The sequence below is a fragment of the Marinobacter lipolyticus genome, assembly GCF_018424605.1.
In the GTDB taxonomy this organism is placed as follows: domain Bacteria; phylum Pseudomonadota; class Gammaproteobacteria; order Pseudomonadales; family Oleiphilaceae; genus Marinobacter; species Marinobacter lipolyticus_B.
In genome coordinates, this window is the sequence record NZ_QTKT01000008.1 from 29,479 (window position 1) to 54,258 (window position 24,780).

25 protein-coding genes are annotated in these 24,780 nt (G+C 60.8%); 7 read left to right on the plus strand and 18 right to left on the minus strand.

Features of this window, described 5'->3' with window-relative positions; genetic code table 11:
* Position 1: 1 nt before the first annotated feature.
* On the minus strand, positions 2-1,582 hold the full coding sequence (gene murJ / locus DYI22_RS11795; protein ID WP_213478257.1) for a murein biosynthesis integral membrane protein MurJ: 1,581 nt from the start codon (positions 1,580-1,582) through the stop codon (positions 2-4).
* A 280-nt stretch (positions 1,583-1,862) separates the two neighbouring features.
* Here murJ and rpsT point away from each other — a divergent pair, with 280 nt between their 5' ends.
* Positions 1,863-2,132 carry a 30S ribosomal protein S20 gene (gene rpsT, locus DYI22_RS11800; RefSeq protein ID WP_213478258.1) on the plus strand — a complete coding sequence of 90 codons (270 nt, stop codon included), beginning with the start codon at positions 1,863-1,865 and terminating at the stop codon, positions 2,130-2,132.
* A 56-nt stretch (positions 2,133-2,188) separates the two neighbouring features.
* Here the strand turns inward: rpsT and proB are convergent, their stop codons facing one another.
* From proB to rplU, 4 genes are all read right to left on the minus strand, one after another.
* Positions 2,189-3,313, minus strand: a complete 1,125-nt coding sequence (proB, locus tag DYI22_RS11805; RefSeq protein WP_213478259.1) for a glutamate 5-kinase — start codon at positions 3,311-3,313, stop codon at positions 2,189-2,191.
* Between the two features lie 34 nt (positions 3,314-3,347).
* Positions 3,348-4,541, minus strand: coding sequence for an Obg family GTPase CgtA (gene cgtA / locus DYI22_RS11810; RefSeq protein ID WP_213478260.1), 1,194 nt, complete (start codon positions 4,539-4,541; stop codon positions 3,348-3,350).
* Between the two features lie 144 nt (positions 4,542-4,685).
* On the minus strand, positions 4,686-4,946 hold the full coding sequence (gene rpmA, locus DYI22_RS11815; protein ID WP_213478262.1) for a 50S ribosomal protein L27: 261 nt from the start codon (positions 4,944-4,946) through the stop codon (positions 4,686-4,688).
* 36 nt (positions 4,947-4,982) lie between these two features.
* The gene (gene rplU / locus DYI22_RS11820; RefSeq protein WP_213478264.1) at positions 4,983-5,294 is read right to left on the minus strand and encodes a 50S ribosomal protein L21; all 312 of its coding nucleotides are present in this window, start codon (positions 5,292-5,294) and stop codon (positions 4,983-4,985) included.
* Between the two features lie 241 nt (positions 5,295-5,535).
* On the opposite strand from rplU, the gene ispB reads away from it, so the two are divergent.
* Complete coding sequence (gene ispB, locus DYI22_RS11825; protein ID WP_213478265.1) at positions 5,536-6,504, plus strand: octaprenyl diphosphate synthase; 969 nt, start codon at positions 5,536-5,538, stop codon at positions 6,502-6,504.
* Between the two features lie 4 nt (positions 6,505-6,508).
* On the opposite strand, the gene DYI22_RS11830 is transcribed toward ispB, so the two are convergent.
* Positions 6,509-7,495 carry a glutathione S-transferase family protein gene (locus DYI22_RS11830; protein ID WP_213478267.1) on the minus strand — a complete coding sequence of 329 codons (987 nt, stop codon included), beginning with the start codon at positions 7,493-7,495 and terminating at the stop codon, positions 6,509-6,511.
* 103 nt (positions 7,496-7,598) lie between these two features.
* Here DYI22_RS11830 and DYI22_RS11835 point away from each other — a divergent pair, with 103 nt between their 5' ends.
* Together DYI22_RS11835 and DYI22_RS11840 are read left to right on the plus strand one after the other, a co-directional pair.
* Positions 7,599-8,510, plus strand: a complete 912-nt coding sequence (locus tag DYI22_RS11835; protein WP_213478269.1) for a LysR substrate-binding domain-containing protein — start codon at positions 7,599-7,601, stop codon at positions 8,508-8,510.
* Positions 8,511-8,623: 113 nt separating this feature from the next.
* The gene (locus tag DYI22_RS11840; RefSeq protein ID WP_213478271.1) at positions 8,624-10,153 is read left to right on the plus strand and encodes a WS/DGAT/MGAT family O-acyltransferase; all 1,530 of its coding nucleotides are present in this window, start codon (positions 8,624-8,626) and stop codon (positions 10,151-10,153) included.
* A 21-nt stretch (positions 10,154-10,174) separates the two neighbouring features.
* Here DYI22_RS11840 and DYI22_RS11845 read toward each other — a convergent pair whose 3' ends face one another.
* Positions 10,175-10,858, minus strand: coding sequence for a DUF2057 family protein (locus tag DYI22_RS11845; protein ID WP_213478272.1), 684 nt, complete (start codon positions 10,856-10,858; stop codon positions 10,175-10,177).
* A 244-nt stretch (positions 10,859-11,102) separates the two neighbouring features.
* Here DYI22_RS11845 and DYI22_RS11850 point away from each other — a divergent pair, with 244 nt between their 5' ends.
* The gene (locus DYI22_RS11850; RefSeq protein ID WP_213478273.1) at positions 11,103-11,309 is read left to right on the plus strand and encodes a DUF6316 family protein; all 207 of its coding nucleotides are present in this window, start codon (positions 11,103-11,105) and stop codon (positions 11,307-11,309) included.
* A 31-nt stretch (positions 11,310-11,340) separates the two neighbouring features.
* Here the strand turns inward: DYI22_RS11850 and DYI22_RS11855 are convergent, their stop codons facing one another.
* From DYI22_RS11855 to glyA, 8 genes are all read right to left on the minus strand, one after another.
* Complete coding sequence (locus DYI22_RS11855; RefSeq protein ID WP_213478274.1) at positions 11,341-11,868, minus strand: phosphatidylglycerophosphatase A; 528 nt, start codon at positions 11,866-11,868, stop codon at positions 11,341-11,343.
* On the minus strand, positions 11,865-12,809 hold the full coding sequence (thiL, locus tag DYI22_RS11860; RefSeq protein WP_213478275.1) for a thiamine-phosphate kinase: 945 nt from the start codon (positions 12,807-12,809) through the stop codon (positions 11,865-11,867). Before thiL ends, DYI22_RS11855 begins: the two co-directional genes overlap by 4 nt.
* Positions 12,810-12,812: 3 nt before the next feature.
* Positions 12,813-13,289, minus strand: a complete 477-nt coding sequence (gene nusB, locus DYI22_RS11865; RefSeq protein ID WP_213478276.1) for a transcription antitermination factor NusB — start codon at positions 13,287-13,289, stop codon at positions 12,813-12,815.
* Positions 13,289-13,765 (minus strand): 6,7-dimethyl-8-ribityllumazine synthase, encoded by a 477-nt coding sequence (gene ribE / locus DYI22_RS11870; protein WP_213478278.1) that lies wholly within the window; start codon positions 13,763-13,765, stop codon positions 13,289-13,291. Before ribE ends, nusB begins: the two co-directional genes overlap by 1 nt.
* A gap of 48 nt (positions 13,766-13,813) precedes the next feature.
* On the minus strand, positions 13,814-14,929 hold the full coding sequence (ribBA, locus tag DYI22_RS11875) for a bifunctional 3,4-dihydroxy-2-butanone-4-phosphate synthase/GTP cyclohydrolase II (RefSeq protein WP_213478279.1): 1,116 nt from the start codon (positions 14,927-14,929) through the stop codon (positions 13,814-13,816).
* A 65-nt stretch (positions 14,930-14,994) separates the two neighbouring features.
* On the minus strand, positions 14,995-16,110 hold the full coding sequence (gene ribD / locus DYI22_RS11880) for a bifunctional diaminohydroxyphosphoribosylaminopyrimidine deaminase/5-amino-6-(5-phosphoribosylamino)uracil reductase RibD (protein WP_213478281.1): 1,116 nt from the start codon (positions 16,108-16,110) through the stop codon (positions 14,995-14,997).
* The gene (nrdR, locus tag DYI22_RS11885; RefSeq protein ID WP_213478283.1) at positions 16,107-16,625 is read right to left on the minus strand and encodes a transcriptional regulator NrdR; all 519 of its coding nucleotides are present in this window, start codon (positions 16,623-16,625) and stop codon (positions 16,107-16,109) included. Before nrdR ends, ribD begins: the two co-directional genes overlap by 4 nt.
* Positions 16,626-16,717: 92 nt before the next feature.
* Positions 16,718-17,974: a serine hydroxymethyltransferase gene (glyA, locus tag DYI22_RS11890; protein ID WP_213478284.1), complete on the minus strand. Its 1,257-nt coding sequence runs from the start codon at positions 17,972-17,974 to the stop codon at positions 16,718-16,720.
* 377 nt (positions 17,975-18,351) lie between these two features.
* Here glyA and ettA point away from each other — a divergent pair, with 377 nt between their 5' ends.
* Both ettA and radA read left to right on the plus strand, forming a co-directional pair.
* The gene (gene ettA, locus DYI22_RS11895) at positions 18,352-20,013 is read left to right on the plus strand and encodes an energy-dependent translational throttle protein EttA (protein ID WP_213478285.1); all 1,662 of its coding nucleotides are present in this window, start codon (positions 18,352-18,354) and stop codon (positions 20,011-20,013) included.
* On the plus strand, positions 20,013-21,389 hold the full coding sequence (gene radA / locus DYI22_RS11900) for a DNA repair protein RadA (RefSeq protein WP_213478286.1): 1,377 nt from the start codon (positions 20,013-20,015) through the stop codon (positions 21,387-21,389). The genes ettA and radA overlap by 1 nt, the downstream gene beginning before the upstream one ends.
* Positions 21,390-21,452: 63 nt before the next feature.
* Here the strand turns inward: radA and DYI22_RS11905 are convergent, their stop codons facing one another.
* From DYI22_RS11905 to DYI22_RS11915, 3 genes are all read right to left on the minus strand, one after another.
* On the minus strand, positions 21,453-21,821 hold the full coding sequence (locus DYI22_RS11905; RefSeq protein WP_213478287.1) for a PilZ domain-containing protein: 369 nt from the start codon (positions 21,819-21,821) through the stop codon (positions 21,453-21,455).
* A 342-nt stretch (positions 21,822-22,163) separates the two neighbouring features.
* On the minus strand, positions 22,164-23,228 hold the full coding sequence (gene hemE, locus DYI22_RS11910; protein ID WP_213478288.1) for a uroporphyrinogen decarboxylase: 1,065 nt from the start codon (positions 23,226-23,228) through the stop codon (positions 22,164-22,166).
* Between the two features lie 120 nt (positions 23,229-23,348).
* Complete coding sequence (locus DYI22_RS11915; protein ID WP_213478419.1) at positions 23,349-24,767, minus strand: FAD-dependent oxidoreductase; 1,419 nt, start codon at positions 24,765-24,767, stop codon at positions 23,349-23,351.
* Positions 24,768-24,780: the final 13 nt, after the last annotated feature.

The following is a 24,780-nucleotide window of genomic DNA, read 5'->3' on the forward strand; positions in this document are numbered from 1 at the left end:
CCTACCTGTGGCGGAAATGTCTTACCCGCACGCCGGTAATGGCGAGCGCAACAAAGTAGACCGCCACCCCCGTAGCCACCAGGATCGCCATATCCGATGCCCGCGCAAGGCCGCCGGCGGCCAGCCAGTCGCTCACCGGTGCTCGCAGGTACAACACCGTCGCGGCCAGTGCACCGTTAGCGAAGGCCAATTGCAACAGGAAGCGCGGCCAGCCCGGCTGACTTTTCCAGGCACCCTCCTTTTTCAGCCCGCGCCACAGCAACAGCCCGTTGAGCCAGGCCGACAGCGAGGTTGCCAGCGCCAGCCCGGCGTGTGCCAGCGGCACAATCAGGGCAAGATTCATCGCCATGTTCGCCACCATCGCAATGATGCCGATCTTCACCGGTGTTCGCGTGTCCTCGCGGGCAAAGAAACCCGGCGCCAGCACCTTGATCAACATGAACGCCAGCAGACCGGCGGAGTAGGCGCGCAGGCTCTGGGCCGACATCGCGACGTCCCGATCCGTCACCTCGCCGTAATGGAACAGGGTGGCAATCAAAGGCTCTGCCAGCAGGGCCAGAGCAACCACCGCTGGCAACCCGATCAACAGAACCGCCCGCACCGCCCAGTCCAGCGTCGCGGCGAACTGATCCGCCGACGCGGCAGCATGCTTGCGCGACAGGCTCGGAAGAATGACTGTGGCAATGGCAATGCCGAATACCCCCAGCGGGAGCTCCGACAGCCGGTCAGAATAATACAGCCAGGACACACTGCCGGTTTGCAGGAACGACGCCAGCACGGTATCGAGAAGCAGGTTGATCTGACTGACGGAGACCCCGAACAAGGCCGGTGCCATCAGCTTGAGAATCCGACTGACCCCCTCATGGCGATAGTCCACCCGCGGCCGCGGCAACAGGCCAAGGCGCATCAGAAACGGCAACTGGAAGAACAGTTGCAGGGCCCCGGCGATAAACACTCCCCAGGCCAGCGCCATCACCGGCGTCTCCATCAGTGGCGTAAGGAAGACCGCCGCTCCGATCATGGCCAGATTCAGCAGCACCGGGGTAAAGGCAGGGATCGCGAAGCGGTCGTAACTGTTGAGGATGCCGCCGGCAAACGCAGTCAGCGATATCAGCAGCAGATAGGGAAAGGTGATCCGCAGCATGTCGCTGGCGAGCCCGAACTTGTAGTCGTCATCCAGAAAACCGGGGGCGAAGACCGCCGTCAGCAACGGCGCGCCCAGCATCGCCACAAGGGTGACCCCGAGCAGCACCAGCCCGAGCGACCCGGCGACCGCATTGACCAACCGCCGCACTTCGGCGATGTCCTCTTTCGCCCGGTACGATGACAGCACCGGTACAAAGGCCTGGGAGAAGGCACCCTCCGCGAACAGGCGCCGCAGAAAATTGGGGATCTTGAACGCCACAAAGAAGGCGTCTGCGCCAGCGCCGGCACCAAAATAGCGGGCAATGACCATATCGCGCACCAACCCCAACACCCGGGACAGCATGGTCATGGCGCCCACCAGGCCCGATGAGCGCAGCAAGCCGGGCGCTTTCGGTGGCAGCTTTTTCTGTGACGGTTGTTCTGCTTGGGATGACATTCGGGCCCTGGTGCCTGTATCAACGGAATCGGGTGACGGAATCGGCGTGTACATCAAGGCAAGCGCGCTGGCATCTCGGAAATTACCTGCACCGCCCCGGACACTGCCGCCTGCCGAGCCGGGAGTTTAGCACAGCCCTTGCGCACCACGGGATGAAATGGGTTTAAGCCTTGACATTTAGAGCCATCGGCGGCATAGTTCCGCGTCATTTATTTCGACGCGCTGGTTTTGGCGCGCCCGCGATTTTTCGAATCAATTACAGATTTTCAGGAGTTACACGGTGGCAAATTCCCCGCAAGCCAAGAAGCGCGCACGTCAGAACGAGAAGAACCGCAAGCACAACGCCAGCCTGCGTTCCATGGCGCGCACCTACATGAAGAAGGTTCAGTCGAAGATTGAAGCCGGCAACTACGAAGAAGCCCAGAAGGCTTTTCAGCAGTTCCAGCCGATCATGGACAGCATGGTCAACAAAGGCGTGTTCGCCAAGAACAAGGTTGCTCGCCATAAGAGCCGTCTGACCGACAAGATCAAGGCCCTGAAGAGCGCGTAAGCGGATTTCCTTCAGCGTTAAAAAAACCGGCTTTCAAGCCGGTTTTTTTGTGCACGTCAGACAATGACCATGTTGTCCCGATGAATCATCTCCTCCCCGGAGACGTAGCCCAGCACATCCGCTATGCGATCACTGGAACGCCCGGCAATTGCCCGAGCCTCATCGGCATCGTAGTTGACCAGCCCACGGGCGATCTCCTTACCACTGCCATCAACACAGGACACCATTTCACCACGCCGAAACTGGCCGGAGACGCCATTGACACCCACCGGCAGCAGGCTCCGCCCACCCAGACACAGCACTTTCACCGCACCATCGTCCAGCGTCAGTTTGCCACGGGTCTGAAGATGACTGGCCAGCCACTGCTTGCGGGCCGCAATGCGCCCCTGCTCCGGCAACAGCAAGGTGCCAATGACATCACCGGCACGCAGCCTGGTGATGACATGCTCAATCCGACCGCCCACAATCACCGTAAACGCACCGGAGCGCGCTGCCAGCCGGGCCGCCCGCACCTTGGTCTGCATGCCGCCCCGCCCCAGAGCGCCCGCGCCACCGCCAGCCATGGCATCCAGCTCGTGATCGCCTGCGCGGCGCTCCGTCACCAGCTGCGCATCGGCGTGCTTGCGCGGATCCCGGTCGAACAGCCCCAACTGATCAGTGAGAATAATCAGGCCGTCCGCCTCAATCAGATTAGCCACCAACGCACCCAGGGTGTCGTTGTCGCCAAAGCGGATCTCGTCGGTCACCACGGTATCGTTCTCATTGACGATCGGCACCACCCCGAGATCCAGCAGCGCCCGCAAGGTACCACGCCCGTTCAGGTAGCGCTTGCGATCGGAGAGATCATCGTGGGTGAGCAGAATCTGCGCGGTGTGGATATCGTGGCGCTTGAACTGCGCCTCCCAGGTTTGCACCAGCCCCATCTGCCCAACCGCCGCTGCGGCCTGCAACTCATGCAACTGGGCAGGCCGGGTTTTCCAACCCAGCCGGCTCATGCCCTCGGCCACCGAGCCAGACGACACAATCACCACTTCCACCCCGGCCTCAATCAACTCGGCAATCTGATCGACCCAGAGCCCGAGCGACGCAACATCCAGGCCCTTGCCGTCGTTGGTCAGCAAGGCACTTCCTATTTTAACCACCAGGCGGCGGGCCTGACGTAACTGGGAGCGTTCACTCATGATTGGTCCGGAGGCTCTCTGTGCGGTTGTGAGACTATTCGGGAGCGTACACCACTTCGACATCGTAATCATCGTCGTCGAAGTCGTCGTCATCGTCGTCTTCGCGGGCGGCGCGGCGAGCCTGGCGCTCGGCTTCGATACGGGCGCGGGCCTCTTCGTCCATCTGGCGGCGACGGGCCGCCTCACGCTCAGCGAATTCCGGGTTCTGCGCCTCTTCCTCGGCCTGCTCCTCGATCCAGCGCATCACCGCCTGTGTCAAGGGCTTGGCGCCCTCCCCGCTCAGCGCGGAGATACGGAAGACCGGGCCCTGCCAATCCAGCTCATCAATGATGGCCTGGCAGTGGGCATCACGATCCTCTTCCGCCACCATATCGACCTTGTTGAGCACCAGCCAGCGCTCCCGGTTCGCCAGCGTTTCGCTGAACTTTTCCAGCTCGTGCTCAATGGCGCGCACAGATTCCGCCGGAGATGAGCCGTCGTAAGGCGCCACATCCACCAGGTGCAACAACAGGCGGGTACGCACAAGATGTTTCAGAAAGCGGATTCCAAGCCCTGCGCCCTCGGCGGCGCCTTCGATCAACCCGGGGATGTCGGCAATCACGAAACTCTGGTGCGCCTGCACGCTGACCACACCAAGATTCGGCACCAGCGTGGTGAACGGGTAGTCCGCCACCTTCGGGCGCGCCGCCGACACCGAGCGGATAAACGTTGATTTACCCGCGTTGGGCATCCCCAGCAGCCCCACGTCCGCCAGCACCTTCAGCTCCAGCCGCAGGTTGCGCAGCTCGCCTTCCGAGCCCTTGGTGGTCTGGCGCGGAGCGCGATTGACCGAGGACTTGAAGCGGGTGTTGCCGAGACCATGGAAGCCGCACTGGGCAACTTTCAGGCGCTGACCAACATGGGTGAGGTCCCCGAGCACCTCATGGGTGTCCATATCAACCACCGTGGTGCCCACCGGCACCGGCAGAACAAGATCCTCGCCCTTGTTGCCGGTGCAGTTACGGCCGGCGCCCGGCTCGCCATTCTGGGCCTTGTGCTTGCGCTGGAAGCGATAGTCGATCAGCGTGTTGAGCGAATCGTCCGCTATCAGGTACACGGAACCACCATCGCCCCCGTCGCCGCCGTCGGGACCACCCTTGGGAACGTATTTTTCACGCCGGAAGCTCAGGCAGCCGTGACCGCCCTTGCCGGCTTCCACAATGATGGTGGCTTCGTCTACGAATTTCATGAATCAACCCTTTGCGCAACGCGCATAAACTAAAAAGCCCCGCAGCCTCTAGGAAGCTTTGCGGGGCTCCGGATGGCGCTTGATACCCGATGATATCAGGATATCAGCGCCACCCAAGGTTCGACAGAACCGGATCGCCGCTGCTTACGCAGCCGGAACGATGCTCACGAACTTACGGCTCTGCGGGCCTTTGACTTCAAACTTCACCTGACCGTCCGCCTTTGCGAACAGGGTGTGGTCCTTGCCGATGCCTACGTTGCTGCCTGCGTGAAAGCGGGTGCCACGCTGACGAACAATGATGCTGCCTGCAGAAACGGCTTCACCGCCATAGCGCTTCACACCAAGTCGTTTCGACTCGGAATCGCGACCGTTACGGGTACTACCTGCTGCTTTTTTATGAGCCATTACAAGCCTCCTTATCTAAGGGGTGTTTCGAGAGCTTCAGCCCTTGATACCCGTGATCTTGACTTCAGTAAACCACTGACGGTGGCCCTGACGCTTCATGTGATGCTTCCGGCGACGGAACTTGATGATCTGGATCTTGTCGTGACGACCGTGGCTGACCACTTCCGCTGTCACTTTGGCACCATCAACTACCGGCGCGCCTACCTGAACCTTGTCACCATCGGCGATCAGCAGAACGCGGTCAAACTCGACGTTACCGCCGGTTTCCACTTCCAGCTTTTCCAGCTTCAGAGTTTCGCCTTCCTTTACGCGGTGCTGCTTACCACCGCTAACAATAACTGCGTACATTCATGCTCTCCGCGATTGACCCATCCCTGCTCTTATCCACCTGGTTCTAAGGGAAGCGCTTCGGCAACCCTATAGCAGGGAGCGCAGGTTGGGATGAGTTGGGCGCGTGATTGTACGAAAACACGTCCCGCAATACAAGCCAAGTTGACACTGAAAGCGCCAGTACCTAGCATTGCCGCGACCTGCCCTGTTTATCGACAACAGCACCAGACGACACATCATAAAGGGACCCGCAAGCCGCATGACAGCCCAGCGCATCTACGACACCGTGGCAGATGACTTCAGCCGCGTGAACGACCTGATCATCAAACGGCTTTCCTCTGACGTTCCCCTGGTGGAAAAAATTGCCCACTATATTATTGAAAGTGGTGGCAAAAGGCTGCGGCCACTGCTGGTGCTCCTGTCCAGCCGCGCAGCTGGCTACAGCCAGGACGACCACCTCAAGCTGGCGGCGGTGATCGAGTTTCTGCACACCGCCACCCTGCTTCACGATGACGTGGTCGACACGTCCGACATGCGCCGGGGCCGCTCCACCGCCAATGCCCGCTGGGGCAATGCGCCCAGCGTGCTGGTAGGTGATTTCCTCTACGCCCGCGCGTTCGAAATGATGGTGGAGCTGAAAAGCCTGCGCATCATGGAGGTGCTGTCCCACGCCACGGCGGTCATTGCTGAGGGCGAGGTGATGCAGCTGATGAATGTGAAAAATCCGGATCTGGATGAACGCCAGTACATGACGGTCATCCACAACAAGACCGCCATGCTGTTTGAAGCCGCCTCCCACACCGGCGCCCTGCTGGCAGGTGCGGACGAATCCGAAGAACAGGCCCTGAAAGAGTACGGCAAGCATCTGGGGCTGGCATTCCAGCTGGTCGACGACGTTCTCGACTACCGCGGCGACGCCGAAGCCATGGGCAAGAACGTGGGCGACGACCTGGCCGAGGGCAAGACCACGCTACCGCTGATCTACGCCATGGAGAAGGGGGTGGAGGAAGAGCGCCAGCTGATTCGCCAGGCGATCCGCAAAGGCGGCCTGGATGACCTGCCGGCCATCCTCGGCATCGTCGAAAGCTCCGGCGCCCTCGAATACACCATGGCCAAGGCAAGAGAGCAGGCGGCTCTGGCCGCTGACTGCCTGACCGCCTTGCCCACGTCCGCGTATAAAGAGTCCCTCACCCTGCTGACCGAGCTGGCAGTGGCCCGGGTGAGCTAAGACGCTAGCCCAGCGCCTCACGACCGTGGGGCGCCTCGAAATCCAGCGCGGGGCCCTCGGGTACGATCTGGGTGGGATTGATCGTGCGCTGACTGACGTAGTAATGCCGCTTGATCTGATCGATATCCACCGTTTCTGCCACCCCGGGCACCTGGTATAGATCGCGCACATAGGCGGAAAGCGCCGGAAAGTCCCCGATACGCTGGCGGTTACACTTGAAATGACTGTAGTAGACTGCGTCGAACCGGATCAGTGTGGTGAACAGCCGCCAGTCAGCCTCCGTCAACTGCCCGCCGACCAGATACCGCTGCCCTGCCAGCCGTTTCTCCAGCCAGTCCAGCGATCTGAACAGCTCGGCGTAGGCTTCACTGTACTTGTCCTGGGCCGTCGCGAACCCTGCCTTGTAGACGCCGTTATTGACGGTGTCGTAGACCCGGGCGTTGACTTCATCAATTTCACTGCGCAACGCCTGCGGGTAGAAGTCCAGGTCGGCACGCACCCCCTCGAGATGGTTAAAGGCCGAGTTAAACATCCGGATGATCTCCGCGGATTCGTTGCTGGCAATGGTCTTCTTCTTGGTATCCCACAAGGTCGGGACCGTCACCCGACCTGAGTAATCAGGGGCGGCTTTGGTGTAGACCTGATGCAGGAAGCGAAAATCGTGCAGATGATCCCGGTGCTGCTCGTCTCGAAGCCGGAATTCCCAGCCATTTTCGACCATATCAGGATGCACGACGGACACCGGGATGTGCCGCTCCAACCCCTTGAGCTTTCGGAAAATCAGCGTGCGGTGGGCCCAGGGACAGGCCATGGATACGTATAGGTGGTAACGCCCCGACTCTGCCTTGAAGCCGCCCTCGCCGTCAGGCCCCGGCGAGCCGTCCGCCGTGACCCAGTTGCGGAAGCGAGCCGCTTCCCGCTCGAACTTGCCACCGGTCTTGTCGGTGTCATACCACTTATCGTGCCATTTGCCATCGACTAACAGTCCCATATCCTTACCTCGCCAAAACCGTGAAATATGCGGGAAGAATACCGGCCAGCCTGCTAACCTCTCAAACAAGCAATTTCGGCCAACAACCTCAGATTATTCGAACATGCATACAGCCATCACCATCGACGCCCTGAAAGTTCTGGACGCCATCGACCGCAAGGGCAGCTTTGCCGGCGCCGCCGGCGAACTGTTCCGGGTTCCTTCCGCCATCAGTTACACGGTGCAGAAGCTGGAAGAGGACCTGGATATCGCCATATTTGATCGCAGCGGGCACCGGGCCACCCTGACTCCCGCGGGCCGCTACCTTCTCGAAGAAGGCCGCACGCTGCTGGAAGCGGCGGAGAACCTGGCCCACACTACCCGTCAGGTCGCCCAGGGCTGGGAAACCCGCTTGCGCATCGGTTTCAACTCCCTGCTGCCGGCTGAGAGCCTGTTTGCCGCCATCGGCGAGTTCCATGCTCTCGGTGTGCCGGTAGAAGTGCAATTGATTGAAGAGGTGTTCGCCGGCGCCTGGGACGCCCTGCAAAGCCGTCGGGTGGATCTTGTTGTGGGCGCCGACCAGCTCAGCAAACCGGCGGGAGCCTTTGCCACCAAACCACTGGGCACCATGCACTTTGTCTATGCGGTGGCCCCCGGGCACCCCCTGACATCAGCCCCACAACCCCTCAGCGAGGCTGATATCAGCCGCTATCCAGCCGCCGTGGCCGCGGACACCTCCCGCTCCCTGCCGCCGGGCAATGCCGGCCTGTTCCGCCGACAACGCACCATTACCGTTGCCAACATTGATCAGAAAATTGCGCTGCAACAGGCGGGGCTCGGGGTCGGCTGGCTGCCGCAGCCGCGCATCCGTGAACAGCTGACCTCGGGCAGCCTGGTGGCAATGCAGGTGCATGACGCCCGGCAGCCAATCATGCTGCATTTGGCCCGGCATGCGGAAGACAAGGGCAAAGCGTTGATGTGGTTCTGGAACCGGCTCAGCGAACCGAAAACCTTCGCTGAGTGGCTGGAAACCTGAGCCACCCCTCAACCTGACTGCCGCGCCGGCGAAAAATGAGGCACGCCAGCCAACGGATTCCTGCGCTACTCGTTTATACTGCGGGAAACTCAACCGCAGAACGGAGCTCACGCATGCGGCAGCTGTCGGAACTGGATGCCTCTTTCCTCTACCTGGAGTCGGAAACGGCACCAATGCACATCGGCGGCATCTACCTGTTTGATGCCCGCGGCAGCGGCACCCCCCTGACGTTCAGCACGTTTGTGGCTTACCTGCGCAGCCGCCTCCATGTGGTGCCGGTTTTTCGCCAGCGACTGAAAGAAATTCCGTTCCGCCTCGGGCGCCCCTACTGGGTCGACGATCCGGAGTTCAGCATCGAGCGTCACCTTGCCTACGTCAATCTCGGGGAGTACGGGCAGATTCACAGCCTGATGGAGCTGGCGCCCAAAATCCTCGAAGAACCCCTCAAGCGGGATCGGCCGCTCTGGCACATTACGTTTGTTGATGGCTTCCCGGCTGATGACGACGATGACGGAAACCATGGGTTTGCGTTGATCGTCAAACTGCATCACGCGGCCATTGACGCCTTCAGCGGCGAGGAGATCATGGGCAAGCTGCTGGAATACACCCCGGAAGCCCGCACCATCACACCGCCGCGCCCGTGGTTTCCGAGACCCGGCCCCTCGGAAGAACGGGTGATCGTCCAGACCGGCGCCAACCTGCTGCGCAAACCTCTGCAGGTCACGTCGCTCGCCATGAGCGCCGCAGAGGTGACCGCGCGCAGCCTGGTGCAACGGCAGATCCGCAAGCTGCCGTTACCGTTTCCGCTGTTTTCCGCACCCCACAGCCCGTTCAATCGCCAGATCACCGCGAACCGACAGATCGTGTCTGCCGAGATCAGTTTGTCACGGCTGAAGGCAATCAAGGCGAACCTTGCCGATGTAACGCTGAACGACGTGGTGCTGGGCCTGTGCGCGGAAACCCTGCGCCGCTACCTGGTCAACCACGATGCGGATGCGGACAAATCCCTGGTCGCGATGACGCCCATTTCCGTGCGCTCGAACAGCCTGCGCAAGGCGACCGGCAACCAGATGTCGGCGATGCTGTTGGATCTGGCTACCAGAGAAGCCAATCCCGCCCGCCGCATCCGTCAGATCCACCGCAATGCGGTGGCCTCCGAGCCCTATCGCGAGGCCATCGCCGCCGACCGGCTCACCGAGCTGCTGCCCTCCACCATGCTGGCGCTCTCCGCCAGACTTTACTCGGAACTGCAGATTGCCCAGCGCTATCAGCCGGCGTTTAACCTGCCGATTACCAACGTGCCGGGGCCACAGGTGCCGCTCTTCCTGCAGGGTGCACGGCTGGTTCGCCAGTACAACTCGGCCCCGCTGTTTGACAGCCTGGGCCTAGTGATCGTGGCCGTCAGCTATCAGGGGCAACTGACCATCAATTTCACCCTGTGCCCGGACGTGGTCGCCGATGGCGAATCCCTGAAAGGCCTGCTGGAAGAGAGCCTCAGCACCATTGAGACCGCAGCGGCGGCACTGCCGGAGGAGGAGGAAGATCGGCGGCAACCCGGAGAGGGCGGTCAGAGCCTCACCGACGAGGCCCTGACGATGCTGGAAGGAATGCTCAGAAAAACGCTGCGGCGGCTCCGGCACTGAAGGCGCCGTCACCCGCCACGGTCATTCGAACGCCCAGCGAAGGAAGGTACGCTTTTCCTCTTCCGAGGCACTACCCCAGAGTGCTTTCAACTGCTCCAGAGTATTACCGGGCTGCGGCGTCGATGATTGCGCCGCTGACGCACCCGGGACCGGCGTGCGGGCGGGGATCGCCGGCGACTGACCATCCCAGGATTCGAACGCAGCAACCTGCTCACCGGCGCTGTTGACGAGTGCCCCGGAAAAATCGCTGGTCATTGCCTCGGCGGCCTGACGCGACTCCGGCTTATCAAACTCGAACTGGTAGGTTTCGCCCGCCTCGGCGTCAAAGGTAACCGCATGGCGCTCGGTTTCGACCACATGCACCTTTGACTCACCGTTACGTACCACGCCGGTCTTGGCCCAGATGGTCTTGTAACTGAACACCACCTGATTTTCACCCGGCAGAAGTTCGTAATCCAGTGCCAGATCGTCGATCAGGAAGTTGCCCATGGGCCGGCCGTTCACGCTGGCAACCCGGATTTCCCCCGGTGCCTTCAGCAGTGCGGAGCCGTCGGTCGAGGCCTCGCCTTCCCAGGTTTGCACCCGGGTCATGGAAGAGCTGCAACCGGAAAGCACCAGGGCGGCTGTGATGAAGGCCAGCAGCCGCAGTACCGACACCTGCAGCATGGCGGCTTTGGAAACTTCGATAACGCGATACAAACTCATGAAACCTACCTCTGAAGTGAATTCAAACTGCAGGCATTCTGACGAGTGCTTGTGACGAGGGCAAGACAGATTGCCAGGCCATCGCCTCTGAAGAACCCCGCCCGGCGAACCAGACTGAGACCCGCAGCGTATTAATTGTAAATAATTGTTGAATTCACGCGGAATTGATTTAATTTTATTCAGATCGGCACACCCAAACGCAGAGTCCGGCACATAAAAAACAGAACAGGGCGCAGGAGACACCATGGACACTCAATGCCGTACCGGGGAAGACGGGCCGGTTCCCTTCCGCAGCAGCCGCTTTTTCTGCGTGGGCAGCAAATGGTATTTCACCACCAGAGAAGGCTTTGACAGTGGACCGTTTGCCACCCGAGATCGCGCCGAAACCGGGCTGAAACGATTCCTTCACGTTGTGCGGTTGTTACCGGAAGATCAGCAACAGATTCACTGATTCCCGGATAACACCGGGCAACAGCTCCCGTTCAGACAATGATCGGCATCAGCCACCGGTCAATGGCGAACAGACACCCTAATGCCATGAATCCGGCAACCACATCGTCCACCATAATCCCCAGCCCGCCGGGCGTCCTGCGATCAATCCAGCCAATCGGCCAGGGCTTGGCAACATCGAAGAGACGAAACAGCATGAACGCAGTGAGCACGCCATAAATGGTATCGGGGATCAGGGCGAGCGCAATCCACATGCCGACAAACTCATCCCACACGATGCCGCCATGATCATGCACTTTCAGGTCGTCCGCGGTTTTGCCACACAACCAGATACCCACGACAAACGCCACAGCCACCGCCAGCCAGTATGCAGCGACTGGCAACCAGGCGATGGAAAACCACAACGGAATGGCAGCGAGACTCCCCCAGGTGCCGGGAGCGCGGGGCGCAGCGCCACTGCCAAAGCCGAATGCCAGAAGGTGAACCGGGTCTTTCAGGAAACCCCGCGGCAATAACGCGTCTGCGTACTCCGGCTGCTGAAATTCGTTATCACTGCTCATTCCCTGCCCCCGAAATGGTCGTATCCTGAGGTCGGGGCGCCTGAACCGAGACCGGACACGCCCTGACCTGCGATCACCTTACCAATAATGGTCAGCTCCGTCCGCAGCGAATCGGGCATCTTTGCCCAGGCCTCCGGTGGAATGGTGACACACAGCTCGTAATCATCACCGGCATTAAGGGCCAGCCTCCGGGCTTCATCGGGCCCCGCCTCACGGCAGACAGACGCCGAAACCGGAACCGCAGACAGATCAAGCGCGGCCCCTACCCCGGAGGCCTCAAGAATATGCCCCAAATCCGCCACCAAACCATCGGAGATATCAATGGCGGCACTGGCTAATCCCCGCAGCCTTTCGCCAAGCTGCAACCGGGGCATCGGCCTGTGATAGCGTTGCAGACACGTTTGCTGTTCCGGCGTGGGCTGTGTCAGGTCGAGGAAGCGCAGGGCGCCCCCGGCCTCACCCAGCGTCCCGCTGACGCCAACCAGGTCACCTACCCGGGCACCGGAGCGCAGAATGGCCTGACCCGCAGGCACCTCACCGTGTACCTGCACCGTTATGGTCAGGGGTCCCCGCGTGGTGTCCCCTCCGGCCAGAGCCAGGCCAAACGTTCCGGCGGCCCGGGCCAGCCCGCCGGAAAAATCCGCAAGCCAGTCAGGGTCAGCTTGTGGCAGGGTCAGGGCAAGGGTAAAACAGACCGGATGAGCGCCCATGGCAGCCAGATCACTGGCAGCAACCGCCAGTGACCGCCAGCCGAGGTGGTCGGGGGCGTAGCCCACGGGGAAGTGGACACCTTCAACCAGCGTATCCACCGAAAAGACGAGATCGTTACCGGCTCCGACCCGCTCAATTGCACAGTCATCGCCCGGCCCGAGCAGCAGCCCGGGTGCCCGCCCCTTGGCCAGGGGCGCGAAATAACGGCGAATCAGCTCGAACTCGCCCATGTGTTATTGCGGGCGGGTCTCTGCCAACCGCAAACGGCGGCTGAGCTTGTCCAGAATGCTGTTAACAAACTTGTGCCCTTCCGTGCCACCGAACTTTTTCGCCATCTCGATCCCCTCGTTGATAACGACTTTATAGGGCACATCAAGACGGTGCTTAAGTTCATAGGCACCGAGACGGACAATGGCCAGCTCGACCGGATCAACCTCGTGCAGGGGGCGGTCGAGAAACGGCTCCAGCAGCCTGTCGAGTTCCGCCTGCTCCCGGTGGACGCCACGCAGCAAATCGCGGAAGTAAAGCGTGTCTACCTTGCTCATGTCGTTATCGACCATGAACTCAGCCTCGATGTCTGATACCGAGCTCTTGCTGAAGTGACGCTGATAGAGCCCCTGCATGGCCAGCGCGCGGGCACGACGTCGATCCCCGGCTTTCGGTTGACCGGTGGCGCCAGGTTGCGGGGAAGTGTCTTCCGTTGCGCTCATCACTCACCCAGCTTCTTGAACAGGCTGACCATTTCCAGCGCTGTGATGGCCGCTTCCGCGCCCTTGTTGCCGGCCTTGGTGCCAGAGCGTTCGATGGCCTGCTCGATAGAGTCGACCGTCAGCACGCCGAACGTTACCGGCACGTCGGTTTCCAGGCTGACCGCGCCCAGGCCGCTTGAGGCTTCACCGGCGACGTACTCGAAGTGCGGCGTGCCGCCGCGAATCACCGCACCCAGGGCGATGATGGCATCGTGATTGCCGGTTTCCGCCACACGTTTGACCGCCAGCGGCATTTCATAGGCACCGGGCACCCGAACGATGCTGATGTCGTCGTTGGCGATACCGTGACGACGCAGGGTATCGATGGCGCCTTCCACCAGGCTCTCCACCACGAATCCGTTAAACCGGCCAACCACCAGCGCGTAACGACCGCTGCACTGGGTGAAATCGCCTTCAATTACTTTGATCTCTGCCATGAATGGCTCCTTAACGGGCAGCGTCGCCGGACGACACCGCCAGGTTCATCAATCGGGGGTATAGGGTACGTACTCTTCCACTTCCAGATCGAAGCCGGAAATGGCGGAAAACTTGATAGGCGGACTCAGCAGGCGCATTTTGCCCACGCCGATGTCCCGCAGGATCTGTGACCCGGTTCCTACGGTAAAGTAGACGCCCGAACTGCCTTTCGCGGCAGCCGCCTGCTCTTCGCCAAAGAACTCGTGAATCCGGTCCTCGAGCTTGTAGCTGTCCGCAGCGCTGTTGAGCAGCACGACTACCCCGCGGCCCTCGCTGGCCACTTTTTCGAGCGCGTGGTGCAGCGGCCAGCTGCGGGAGTCAGCCCGACGGGCACCCAGAAGGTCACGCAGGGTATCGGTGATATGCACCCGAACCAGCACCGGGTCGTCCGCCCGGATGTCACCCATCACCATCGCCAGGTGCGTGGAACCCTGGATGTTGTCACGGTAGGTGCGGAGGTTGAACACGCCATACTCGGTGTCCAGGTCATACTGCTCGACACACTCGATGGTGCGCTCGTTCAGGGTCCGGTAGTGGATCAGATCGGCGATGGTGCCGATCTTCAGATCATGTTCCTCGGCAAACTTTTCGAGATCCTCACGCCGGGCCATGGATCCATCATCGTTCATGATCTCGCAGATCACACCCGCCGGCTCACAACCGGCCAGCGCCGCCAGGTCACAGGAAGCCTCGGTATGCCCTGCCCGGCTCAGCACGCCGCCGGGATCCGCCATCAACGGGAAAATATGGCCAGGCTGAACCAGGTCCGACGCTTTCGCGTTCTGCGCGACGGCGGCCTGCACGGTCCGCGCGCGATCCGCTGCCGAAATGCCGGTGGTCACTCCTTCGGTCGCTTCGATCGAGAGGGTGAACTTGGTCCCGAATCCGGAGGCGTTGCGCTGAACCATCAACGGCAGCCCCAGCTGCTCACAGCGAGCGCGGGTCATCGGCATACAGATCAGGCCGCGACCGAAGCGAGCCATGAAGTTGATGGCTTCCGGCGTGCAGTGTTCAGCCGCCATCACCAGATCCCCTTCGTTCTCGCGATCCTCGTCGTCCATCAGAATGACCATTTTGCCCTGACGGATATCCGCAATGATGTCTTCTATGCTGTTCAGTGCCATAGGTTGTTGCACCCTTTCAGTTCGCTGCCCCGGACTCCGGGACGGGCAAACCGTGAATTTGAAAGTTACCGTGGCGCCAGGATCAGACGCTGATCCTCACCCACCTGACGACGATCCAGCACCGTCCATTGTACTTTATCGGCCATCGACTCGAGCGGCAGATGAGCGGTTGGCCGCCCGGTACTGCCCAGGAACACCGGCGCCTGGTAGAGCCAGAGTTCATCCACCAGCCGTTCATCTATGAAGGTTCCGGCCAGCGTCGGACCGGCTTCCACCAGCAACTCGTTGATCCCGAGATCGCCGAGGGAGTCCAGCAACTCCCGCACATCAATACCGTTATCTTTCCAGGCAACACCGGTCAGGCTGATGCCCAGCGCCGCAAGATCCTGCGCCGGCGCCGATGCCAGCGTCGGCGATGCGCAGAACACCTGCACGTTGCCGCCCTGAAGAATCTTTGCGCCCGGCGGTGTTCTGGCATCCCGGTCCGCAATCACCCGCAACGGCTGACGGGACGGCTCGGTGGCATCGCCGATATCGCCGAGCTCGGCACGCCGAACCGTGAGCGACGGATCGTCGGCCAGCACAGTGCCCACACCGGTCAGGATCGCGTCGCTGATGGCCCGCAGGCGCTGTACGTCCTGGCGCGATTCGGCACCGGTAATCCATTGACTCTCGCCCGACGCCATCGCCGTGCGCCCGTCCAGGCTGGCGGCCATTTTAAGCCGAACATAGGGGCGACCGGAGTTCATCCGTTTCATGAAACCGGGGTTCAAACGAACGGCTTCATCTGCCAACAGGCCCTCTGTAACCCGAATGCCGGCGTCCCGCAACATATCCAGCCCGCGCCCGGACACCGAGGGGTTGGGATCCTTGGTGGCGGCAAAAACGTGGGCCACGCCCGCCTCGATCAACGCTTTCGCGCAGGGCGGTGTACGGCCAAAATGGCTGCAGGGCTCAAGCGTGACGTAGGCGGTGGCACCGCGAGCGTTCGGGCCCGCCTGACTGAGTGCACGGATCTCGGCGTGAGCCTCGCCGGCCCGCTCATGCCAGCCCTCGCCCAATATCTTGCCGTCGCGGGCAATGACACACCCCACCCGCGGATTCGGATGTGTCGAATACCGACCACGCCACGCCAGCTGGACCGCGCGGGCCATGAAGGCGATATCCCGGGCGTCGATCATGCCTTGCCTTTGGTGGAGTGATTGCCCGCCAGCACTTTGGCGACATCCACCGGATCTTCTCCGGTGTTGACCGACAGCCGTTCAATCTCTTCCTTGAACTCATTGATGTCCTGGAAACTGCGGTACACCGAGGCAAAGCGCACGTACGCCACCTTATCCAACTGCCGCAATTCGGTCATGACTTCTTCGCCCAGCTGCATGGATTTCACTTCCCGCTCACCGGTGGCGCGCAACCGGAATCGGATCCGGTTCAGGGCTGCGTCAATTTCCTCGATGCTGACCGGACGCTTTTCCAGGGCTTTCATCAGGCCCGAGCGCAGCTTCTCCTCGTCGAACGGCTGGCGGGTGCCATCCTGCTTGACCACCCGCGGCATGACCAGTTCGGCGGTTTCAAAGGTGGTAAAGCGCTCACGACAGGAAAGGCACTCCCTGCGGCGACGCACCTGATCGCCCTCGGCCACCAGCCGTGAGTCAATCACTTTGGTATCTGCTTCACCACAGAAAGGACAGTGCATAGTCGGGAGCTCCGGAAAATAGCCGGGGAAGAGTCACCGGGTACAGGTTGACCGGGGCACCCGCAGGATGACCCGGTCTGCTTGCCTGAAGTTTAGCCCGCGTAGACGGGGAAGCGAGCACACAGGGCTTCTACCTGCTCCCGCACCCGCGCGTTCACGGCTTCGTCCTCAAGGTTATCGAGGATGTCGCAGATCCAGCCGGCAAGGTCACGGCACTCGGCTTCGCCAAATCCACGGGTGGTGATGGCAGGCGTACCGATCCGCAGACCGGAGGTGACGAACGGTGAGCGCGGATCGTTGGGAACCGCGTTCTTGTTGACGGTGATGTGGGCACGACCCAGCGCCGCATCGGCGTCTTTACCGGTGATGTCCTGCTTGATCAGGCTCAGCAGGAACAGGTGGTTTTTGGTGCCACCGGAGACCACATCGAAACCGCGCTCGACAAACACCTCGGCCATGGCGGAGGCGTTCTTGACCACCTGCTTCTGGTAGGCCTTGAATTCATCGCTCATGGCCTCTTTGAAGCAGATGGCCTTGGCCGCAATCACGTGCATCAGCGGTCCGCCCTGACCACCGGGGAATACCGCCGAGTTCAGCTTTTTCTGCAGATCGGCATCGTCACAGGCCAGAATCAGGCCGCCACGGGGGCCGCGCAGCGTCTTGTGAGTGGTGGTTGCCACCACATGGGCGTGGGGCACCGGGTCCGGATAGACACCGGCAGCAACCAGACCAGCCACGTGGGCCATGTCCACGAACAGGTAGGCGCCGACCTTGTCCGCAATCGCACGGAAACGGGCAAAATCCAGCTCCTGGGAATACGCAGAGAAACCGGCAATGATCATTTTCGGCTTGTGCTCGACCGCCAGCGCTTCCACTTCGTCGTAATCAATCAGGCCGGTTTCCGGATTCAGGCCGTACTGGACGGCGTGGTAAATCTTCCCGGAGAAATTGACGCTGGCACCGTGGGTCAGGTGGCCGCCATGGGCCAGGCTCATGCCGAGCACGGTATCGCCGGGCTTGAGCAGGGCCATGAACACCGCGGAGTTGGCCTGGGAACCGGAGTGCGGCTGGACGTTGGCGTAGGCAGCGCCGAACAGCGCCTTGGCGCGGTCAATGGCCAGCTCTTCGGCAATATCCACAAATTCGCAGCCGCCGTAGTAACGCTTGCCCGGATACCCTTCAGCGTACTTGTTGGTCAGTACGCTGCCCTGGGCTTCCATCACCCGTGGGCTGGTGTAGTTCTCTGACGCGATCAGCTCGATGTGAGCTTCCTGGCGCTTCTCTTCCGCCTGCATGGCGTTCCAGAGTTCGTCGTCAAAGCCGGCGATTTTCATTTCACGATTAAACATGGATGCGCTGCCTCTGTGTGCTTGGCTGGCCCGGGAAGCTTTGAAATCTCCGCAGGCTCCCTGAAAAATTGGGCCGCTATTCTATCGTACAAACGGGTGAAAAATCATCCTTTATGCCGTCCGCAGATACCGGCATGCGGCCAACTCCGGTTTCTGCTCAATTGCTATCACTGATGGGTTTCGATACCTTACCGGATCAATAGCAATGGCTCCGATCTAGGGCGTCGGGGCTGGCCTTCCGGGATCGTCAAAATCAGGGATGATTTTGCCGAGCGTACATGGACGTATTCATAGCGCATCCCGGAAGGCCAGCCCCGCCGCCCGAACCATCAGATTGAGAATTCACGAACCTGTTTTACCAAGAGGTTTACGCCAACATGGCCCAATACGTTTACACCATGAACCGCGTGGGCAAGGTGGTACCGCCCAAGCGCGAGATTCTGAAAGACATCTCCCTGAGCTTCTTCCCCGGCGCCAAGATTGGCGTTCTGGGTCTTAACGGTGCCGGTAAATCCACCCTGCTCCGCATTATGGCGGGTGTAGACCAGGATTACATCGGCGAGGCCCGCCCCCAGCCCGGCATCAACGTGGGCTACCTGCCCCAGGAGCCCGAGCTGGACGAAGAGAAAACCGTCAAGGAAATTGTCGATGAATCCGTCTCGGGCGTTCACGACGCCCTGGCGGAACTGGATCAGGTGTACGCGGCCTACGCGGAACCTGACGCGGATTTTGACGCCCTGGCCAAGAAACAGGGCGAGCTGGAGGCTTTTATTCAGGCCACCGACGGTCACGACATCGAGCGCAAGATGGAAGTTGCCGCAGATGCACTGCGCCTTCCGCCCTGGGATCAGAAAGTCAAAGTACTGTCCGGTGGTGAACGTCGCCGGGTGGCGCTCTGCCGCCTGCTGCTGTCCGGCCCCGACATGCTGCTGCTGGACGAGCCTACCAACCACCTGGATGCCGAATCCGTGGCCTGGCTGGAGCGTTTCCTGCACGATTACGAAGGCACTGTCGTGGCCATTACCCACGACCGCTATTTCCTCGACAACGTGGCCGGCTGGATCCTGGAACTGGACCGCGGCCAGGGCATCCCGTTTGAAGGCAACTACAGCCAGTGGCTGGAGAACAAGGAAAAGCGTCTGGAGATGGAGTCCAAACAGGAGGCTTCTCACCAGAAAGCGATCAAGCAGGAACTGGAGTGGGTGCGCAGCAATGCCAAGGGCCGTCAGTCCAAGAGCAAGGCCCGCCTGGCCCGCTTCGAGGAGATGAGTTCCCAGGAATTCCAGAAGCGCAATGAAACCAACGAGCTGTACATTCCACCGGGCCCCCGCCTGGGCAACAAGGTGATCGACGTGGACGGCATCAGCAAGTCCTTCGGTGACCGGTTGCTTTACGAAGACGTGTCCTTCAGCGTGCCGCCCGGCGCCATTGTCGGCATTATCGGTGGCAACGGCGCCGGCAAATCCACCCTGTTCAAGATGATCGGGGGATACGACAAACCCGATTCCGGCACCATCACCGTCGGCGAAACCGTGGAACTGGCCTACGTCGACCAGATGCGGGATCTGGATGGCAGCAAGACCGTGTGGGAAGAGCTTTCAGACGGCAACGACATCATCAAGGTGGGCAACTACGAGACCCCGTCCCGGGCCTATGTGGGGCGTTTCAACTTCAAGGGCAGCGACCAGCAGAAACGGGTCGGCGATCTGTCTGGCGGCGAGCGTAACCGCCTGCACCTGGCCAAGCTGCTGAAACAGGGCGGCAACGTGTTGCTGCTGGACGAGCCCACCAACGACCTGGACGTGGAAACCCTGCGCGCCCTGGAAGAGGCGCTGCTGAACTTCCCCGGCTCTGCGCTGGTGATCTCGCACGATCGCTGGTTCCTCGACCGGGTGGCCAGCCACATCCTGGCCTTCGAAGACGACGGTGAAGTGGTGTACTTCGAAGGCAACTTCAGTGAGTACGATGAGGACTTCAAGAAGCGCAAGGGCGACTCCGCCATGCAACCGCAGCGCATGAAGTACAAGAAGCTGGCCTGATGGCAAAAACCAGGACCGCCTACGTCTGCACCGAGTGCGGTGCAGACTACTCCAAATGGCAGGGCCAGTGCACCGCTTGCCAGGCCTGGAACACGGTCAGCGAGGTCCGTGGCGTCAGCAGCAATGGCAAGGGCGCTCGCGGAGCCAGGTTCGAGGGTTTTGCCGGCAGTCTGTCGGAAGTCCAGAGCCTGGATGACGTCAGCCTGGCCGAACAAACCCGCATCAGCACGGGCATGCAGGAGTTCGATCGGGTGCTGGGCGGCGGCCTGGTGGAAGGTTCCGCTGTGCTGATGGGCGGTCATCCCGGCGCCGGCAAGAGCACGCTGCTTTTGCAGGCGGTCTGCCATCTGGCCACCAGCGTCCCCGCCCTGTACGTCACCGGCGAGGAATCCCTGCAACAGGTGGCGATGCGTGCCAAGCGCCTGGGGCTCCCCACCAAAGACCTGAAAATGCTCTCGGAAACCAGCGTGGAGCGCCTGATGCAGGTGGCGGAAGCCGAGCAGCCGCGGATTCTGGTGGTGGACAGTATTCAGGTGATGCACGTCGCCGAGATCGAGTCCGCTCCGGGCAGCGTGTCCCAGGTGCGCGAAAGCGCCGCTTTCCTGACCCGTTTTGCCAAGCAGACCGGCACCATCCTTTTTCTCGTCGGCCACGTTACCAAGGATGGCAGCCTGGCCGGCCCGAAAGTGCTGGAGCACATGATCGACTGCTCCATCCTGCTGGAAGGCTCCAACGACAGCCGCTACCGAACCCTGAGGGGCATCAAGAACCGCTTTGGCGCGGTGAACGAGCTGGGCGTGTTCGCCATGCTGGAACAGGGCCTGAAAGAAGTAAAAAACCCATCCGCCATTTTTCTCAACCGCGGCGAGGAAGCCGCACCCGGCAGTGTCGTGATGGTGGTCTGGGAAGGTACACGACCCATGCTGGTGGAAATTCAGGCGCTGGTAGATATGGCCCAGGGCGGCTATCCCAGGCGGGTTGCCGTCGGTCTCGATCAGAACCGACTTGCCATGCTGCTTGCTGTGCTGCACCGACACGGTGGCCTGCATGTGTCGGATCAGGATGTGTTTGTGAACGTGGTAGGTGGCGTGAAGGTCAACGAGACCAGTGCCGACCTGGCTCTGCTTGCAGCTGTCGTATCATCTTTCCGTGACCGCGCCCTGCCCCAGGATCTGGTGATTTTCGGCGAAGTCGGCCTGTCCGGCGAGATTCGCCCGGTGCCCAGCGGTCAGGAACGCATCTACGAAGCCTCCAAGCACGGCTTCACCCGGGCACTGGTGCCCAAGGCCAACGTGCCACGCAAACCTGTCGAGGGGATGAAGGTGATTCCGGTGGCCAAGCTCAGTGATGCGCTTTCGGCTTTGGGGGAACTCTGACTTTCGGCCCCAACCTTTTAAAAGGGTGTCGGGGCGGGATTGGAGAAGCCGTACGCGAACAACCTAATCGATCATATGCGCAAATTCCCTCTCCAACAGCGCCTGATCGCCCAGATTCAGCTCCACCAACCGCTTCAGATGCGTCGCACTTTCCAGGTCAATGTACTTGCATTTGAACCCCAGCCGCTCAGGCTCCACATGCCGCAATTCCACCGCCATCACGATGCCGCTCTTATGATCGTCAAGGTGGATAATCACCTCGCACGGCTGTTTTAACGGCACGTTCCAGCGAGCAGGACGCTTGACCAAAAGACCCTTCAGGGAGATATCAAGCAACTCCGTTGCCCACACACTGTCCTGACAATGAAGCTCACAGGGGGCGTCAAACTCAATGCGGTGAAAGCGGCGTTTTTCGGGGGGCTGAGTAGTCAAGTGGTGACTCCTGTCTACCGGTCTTGGTTTATAGGACTATAGACCCGACAGGACAGTGGGGCTAGCGGAGTTTTTGGGTGGCATTGAGGATGTTGTTGTCGGATTACGGCTCGCTTTGCGTGCCTAATCCGACCTACTCGAAGTTTACTGCCGGCAACATATCTTCGAAGGGAGCTACTACTGAACTCGGACAGCAGCGGTTGGAAGGGGATTCCAAAAATTTCGGAGGCCATGGATGGCCGGAGAGAAGCGCACAGGGATGTGCTTGTAGCGGTTTTTGGAATCCTCTTCCAACCGCTGCCATCCCCTCGCTTACAGGCCAGGGGATGGCAAGCACCAAAATCAGCGGTGATATTCAGGACTCAACTCAACCACCGCCTCGATAAATGCCTTGGCGTGCTCCGGATCCACATCCGGCGTAATCCCATGGCCAAGATTGAAGACATGCCCGGTGCCTGTGCCATAGCGGCGCAGGATATCCGCCACTTCCTCGCGAATCCGTGCCGGCGGCGCGTAGAGCATGGCCGGGTCCATATTGCCCTGCAGAGCCACCCGGTCGCCGATACGGACGCGGGCGTTGCCAATGTCGGTGGTCCAGTCCAGACCCACGGCGTCGGCGCCGGAATCGGCGATGGATTCGAGCCACTGACCGCCATTCTTGGTGAACAGAATCACCGGCACCCGACGACCGTCGTTTTCGCGAATCAGCCCAGCCACAATTTTCTTCATGTAGCGCAGGGAAAACTCCTCATACGCCCAGCTGCTCAACACGCCGCCCCAGGTATCGAAGATCTGCACCGCTTGCGCACCGGCACGGATCTGGCTGTTCAGATAGTCGATGACGCAGTCGGCCAGGTGATCCAGCAGGCGGTGCATCACCTCCGGCTGGCCGTACATCAGCTTCTTTGCTTCGCGGAAATCTTTTGAGGAACCGCCTTCCACCATGTAGGTGGCCAGCGTCCAGGGGCTTCCTGAAAAGCCGATCAGCGGAACGCTGCCGGCAAGCGCACCGCGGATGGTCGACACCGCATTCATCACGTAGTCCAGATCCGTCTCCGCCTTGATCGCAGGCAGGGCAGCAACGTCGGCCTCGGAACGGATGGTGTGCCGGAATTTCGGGCCCTCGCCGGTTTCGAAATACAGACCCAGCCCCAGCGCATCGGGAATCGTCAGAATGTCTGAGAACAGAATCGCTGCATCCAGGGGAAAGCGCTCCAGTGGCTGCAGGGTAACTTCACAGGCCAACGGGGTGTTCTTGCAGAGACTGAGGAAATCGCCCGCCTGTGCGCGGGTGGCGCGGTACTCCGGCAGGTAACGGCCGGCCTGGCGCATCATCCACACAGGTGTGCGGTCAACGGGCTGGCGCATCAGCGCACGCAGGAAACGGTCATTCTTCAGCTCGGTCATAGGATTTCCAGTCTGCTCTCGGTCTGCGGAGTGAGGGGGCAATGATACCCCGTTTACAGCAATAAAAAAGGGCGGCCTACCCTTAGCAAGCCGCCCTTTTGATCGGAATCAGGTCCGCGCTCAGATATCCAGGTAGTCGAGGATACCTTCAGCAGCCTGACGGCCTTCCCAGATAGCGGTTACGACCAGATCCGAGCCGCGGACCATGTCGCCACCGGCAAAGATCTTGGGGTTACTGGTCTGGAAGGCAAACTCGGCTTCTTCCGGCGCAGCCACGCGACCGGAATCGTCGGTGTTGATGCCCTGGCCATCGAACCAATCCGCCGGGCTCGGGCGGAAACCGAAGGCCACCAGCACCGCGTCCGCCGGGATAACCTCTTCACTGCCCGGAACCACTTCCGGACGGCGACGACCGTTCTCGTCGGGCTCACCCAGCTGGGTCTGCACCACTTTCACCCCTTCCACCTTGTCTTCACCGATGATGGCGATGGGCTGGCGGTTGAACATGAACTTGACGCCCTCTTCCTTGGCGTTGGCCACTTCCTTGCGTGAGCCAGGCATATTGGCCTCGTCCCGACGGTAGGCACAGGTAACACTCTCCGCCTGCTGACGGATGGAGGTGCGGTTGCAGTCCATCGCGGTGTCACCACCGCCCAGAACCACAACGCGCTTGCCCTTCATGTCGATGAAGTCGTCCGCGTTCTCTTCGTAACCCAGGCGACGGTTGACGTTGGAGACCAGAAACGGCAGCGCATCGTATACCCCGGAGAGCTCCTCACCCGGGAAGCCGCCTTTCATATAGGTGTAGGTGCCCATGCCCATGAATACGGCGTCGTAGTCACTGAGGATATCTTCCATCATCACGTCTTTGCCCACTTCCGTGGACAGGCGGAATTCCACGCCCATTTCCTCGAACACCTGGCGACGGCGCGTCATCACCGATTTTTCCAGCTTGAACTCGGGGATGCCGAAGGTCAGCAGACCACCAATCTCCGGGTAGATATCGAACACCACCGGCTTCACGCCGTTACGGACCAGGATATCAGCACAACCCAGACCCGCCGGCCCGGCGCCAATCACCGCCACTTTCTTGTCCGTCCACTTTACAGCAGACATGTCCGGCTTCCAGCCGAGGGCAAAGGCGGTGTCGGTGATGTACTTTTCAACCGACCCGATGGTCACCGCCCCGTACCCGTCGTTCAGGGTGCAGGCCCCCTCACACAGACGATCCTGGGGGCACACCCGGCCACACACTTCCGGCAGCGAGTTGGTCTGGTGACACAACTCCACCGCCCGCATGATGTTGCCTTCGGAGACCAGCTTCAGCCAGTTGGGAATGTAGTTATGGACCGGACACTTCCATTCGCAATAGGGGTTCCCGCATTCCAGACAGCGGTGCGCCTGCGGCGAGGCCTCTTCCTGGGTGAACGGGTGGTAGATCTCCCCGAATTCCTTCTTACGCTTTTTTGCAGGTACCTTTTTCGGGTCTACGCGCCCTACTTCGACAAACTGGAAGTCGTTATTCAGTCGTTCTTTCATCATGATGCTCTCA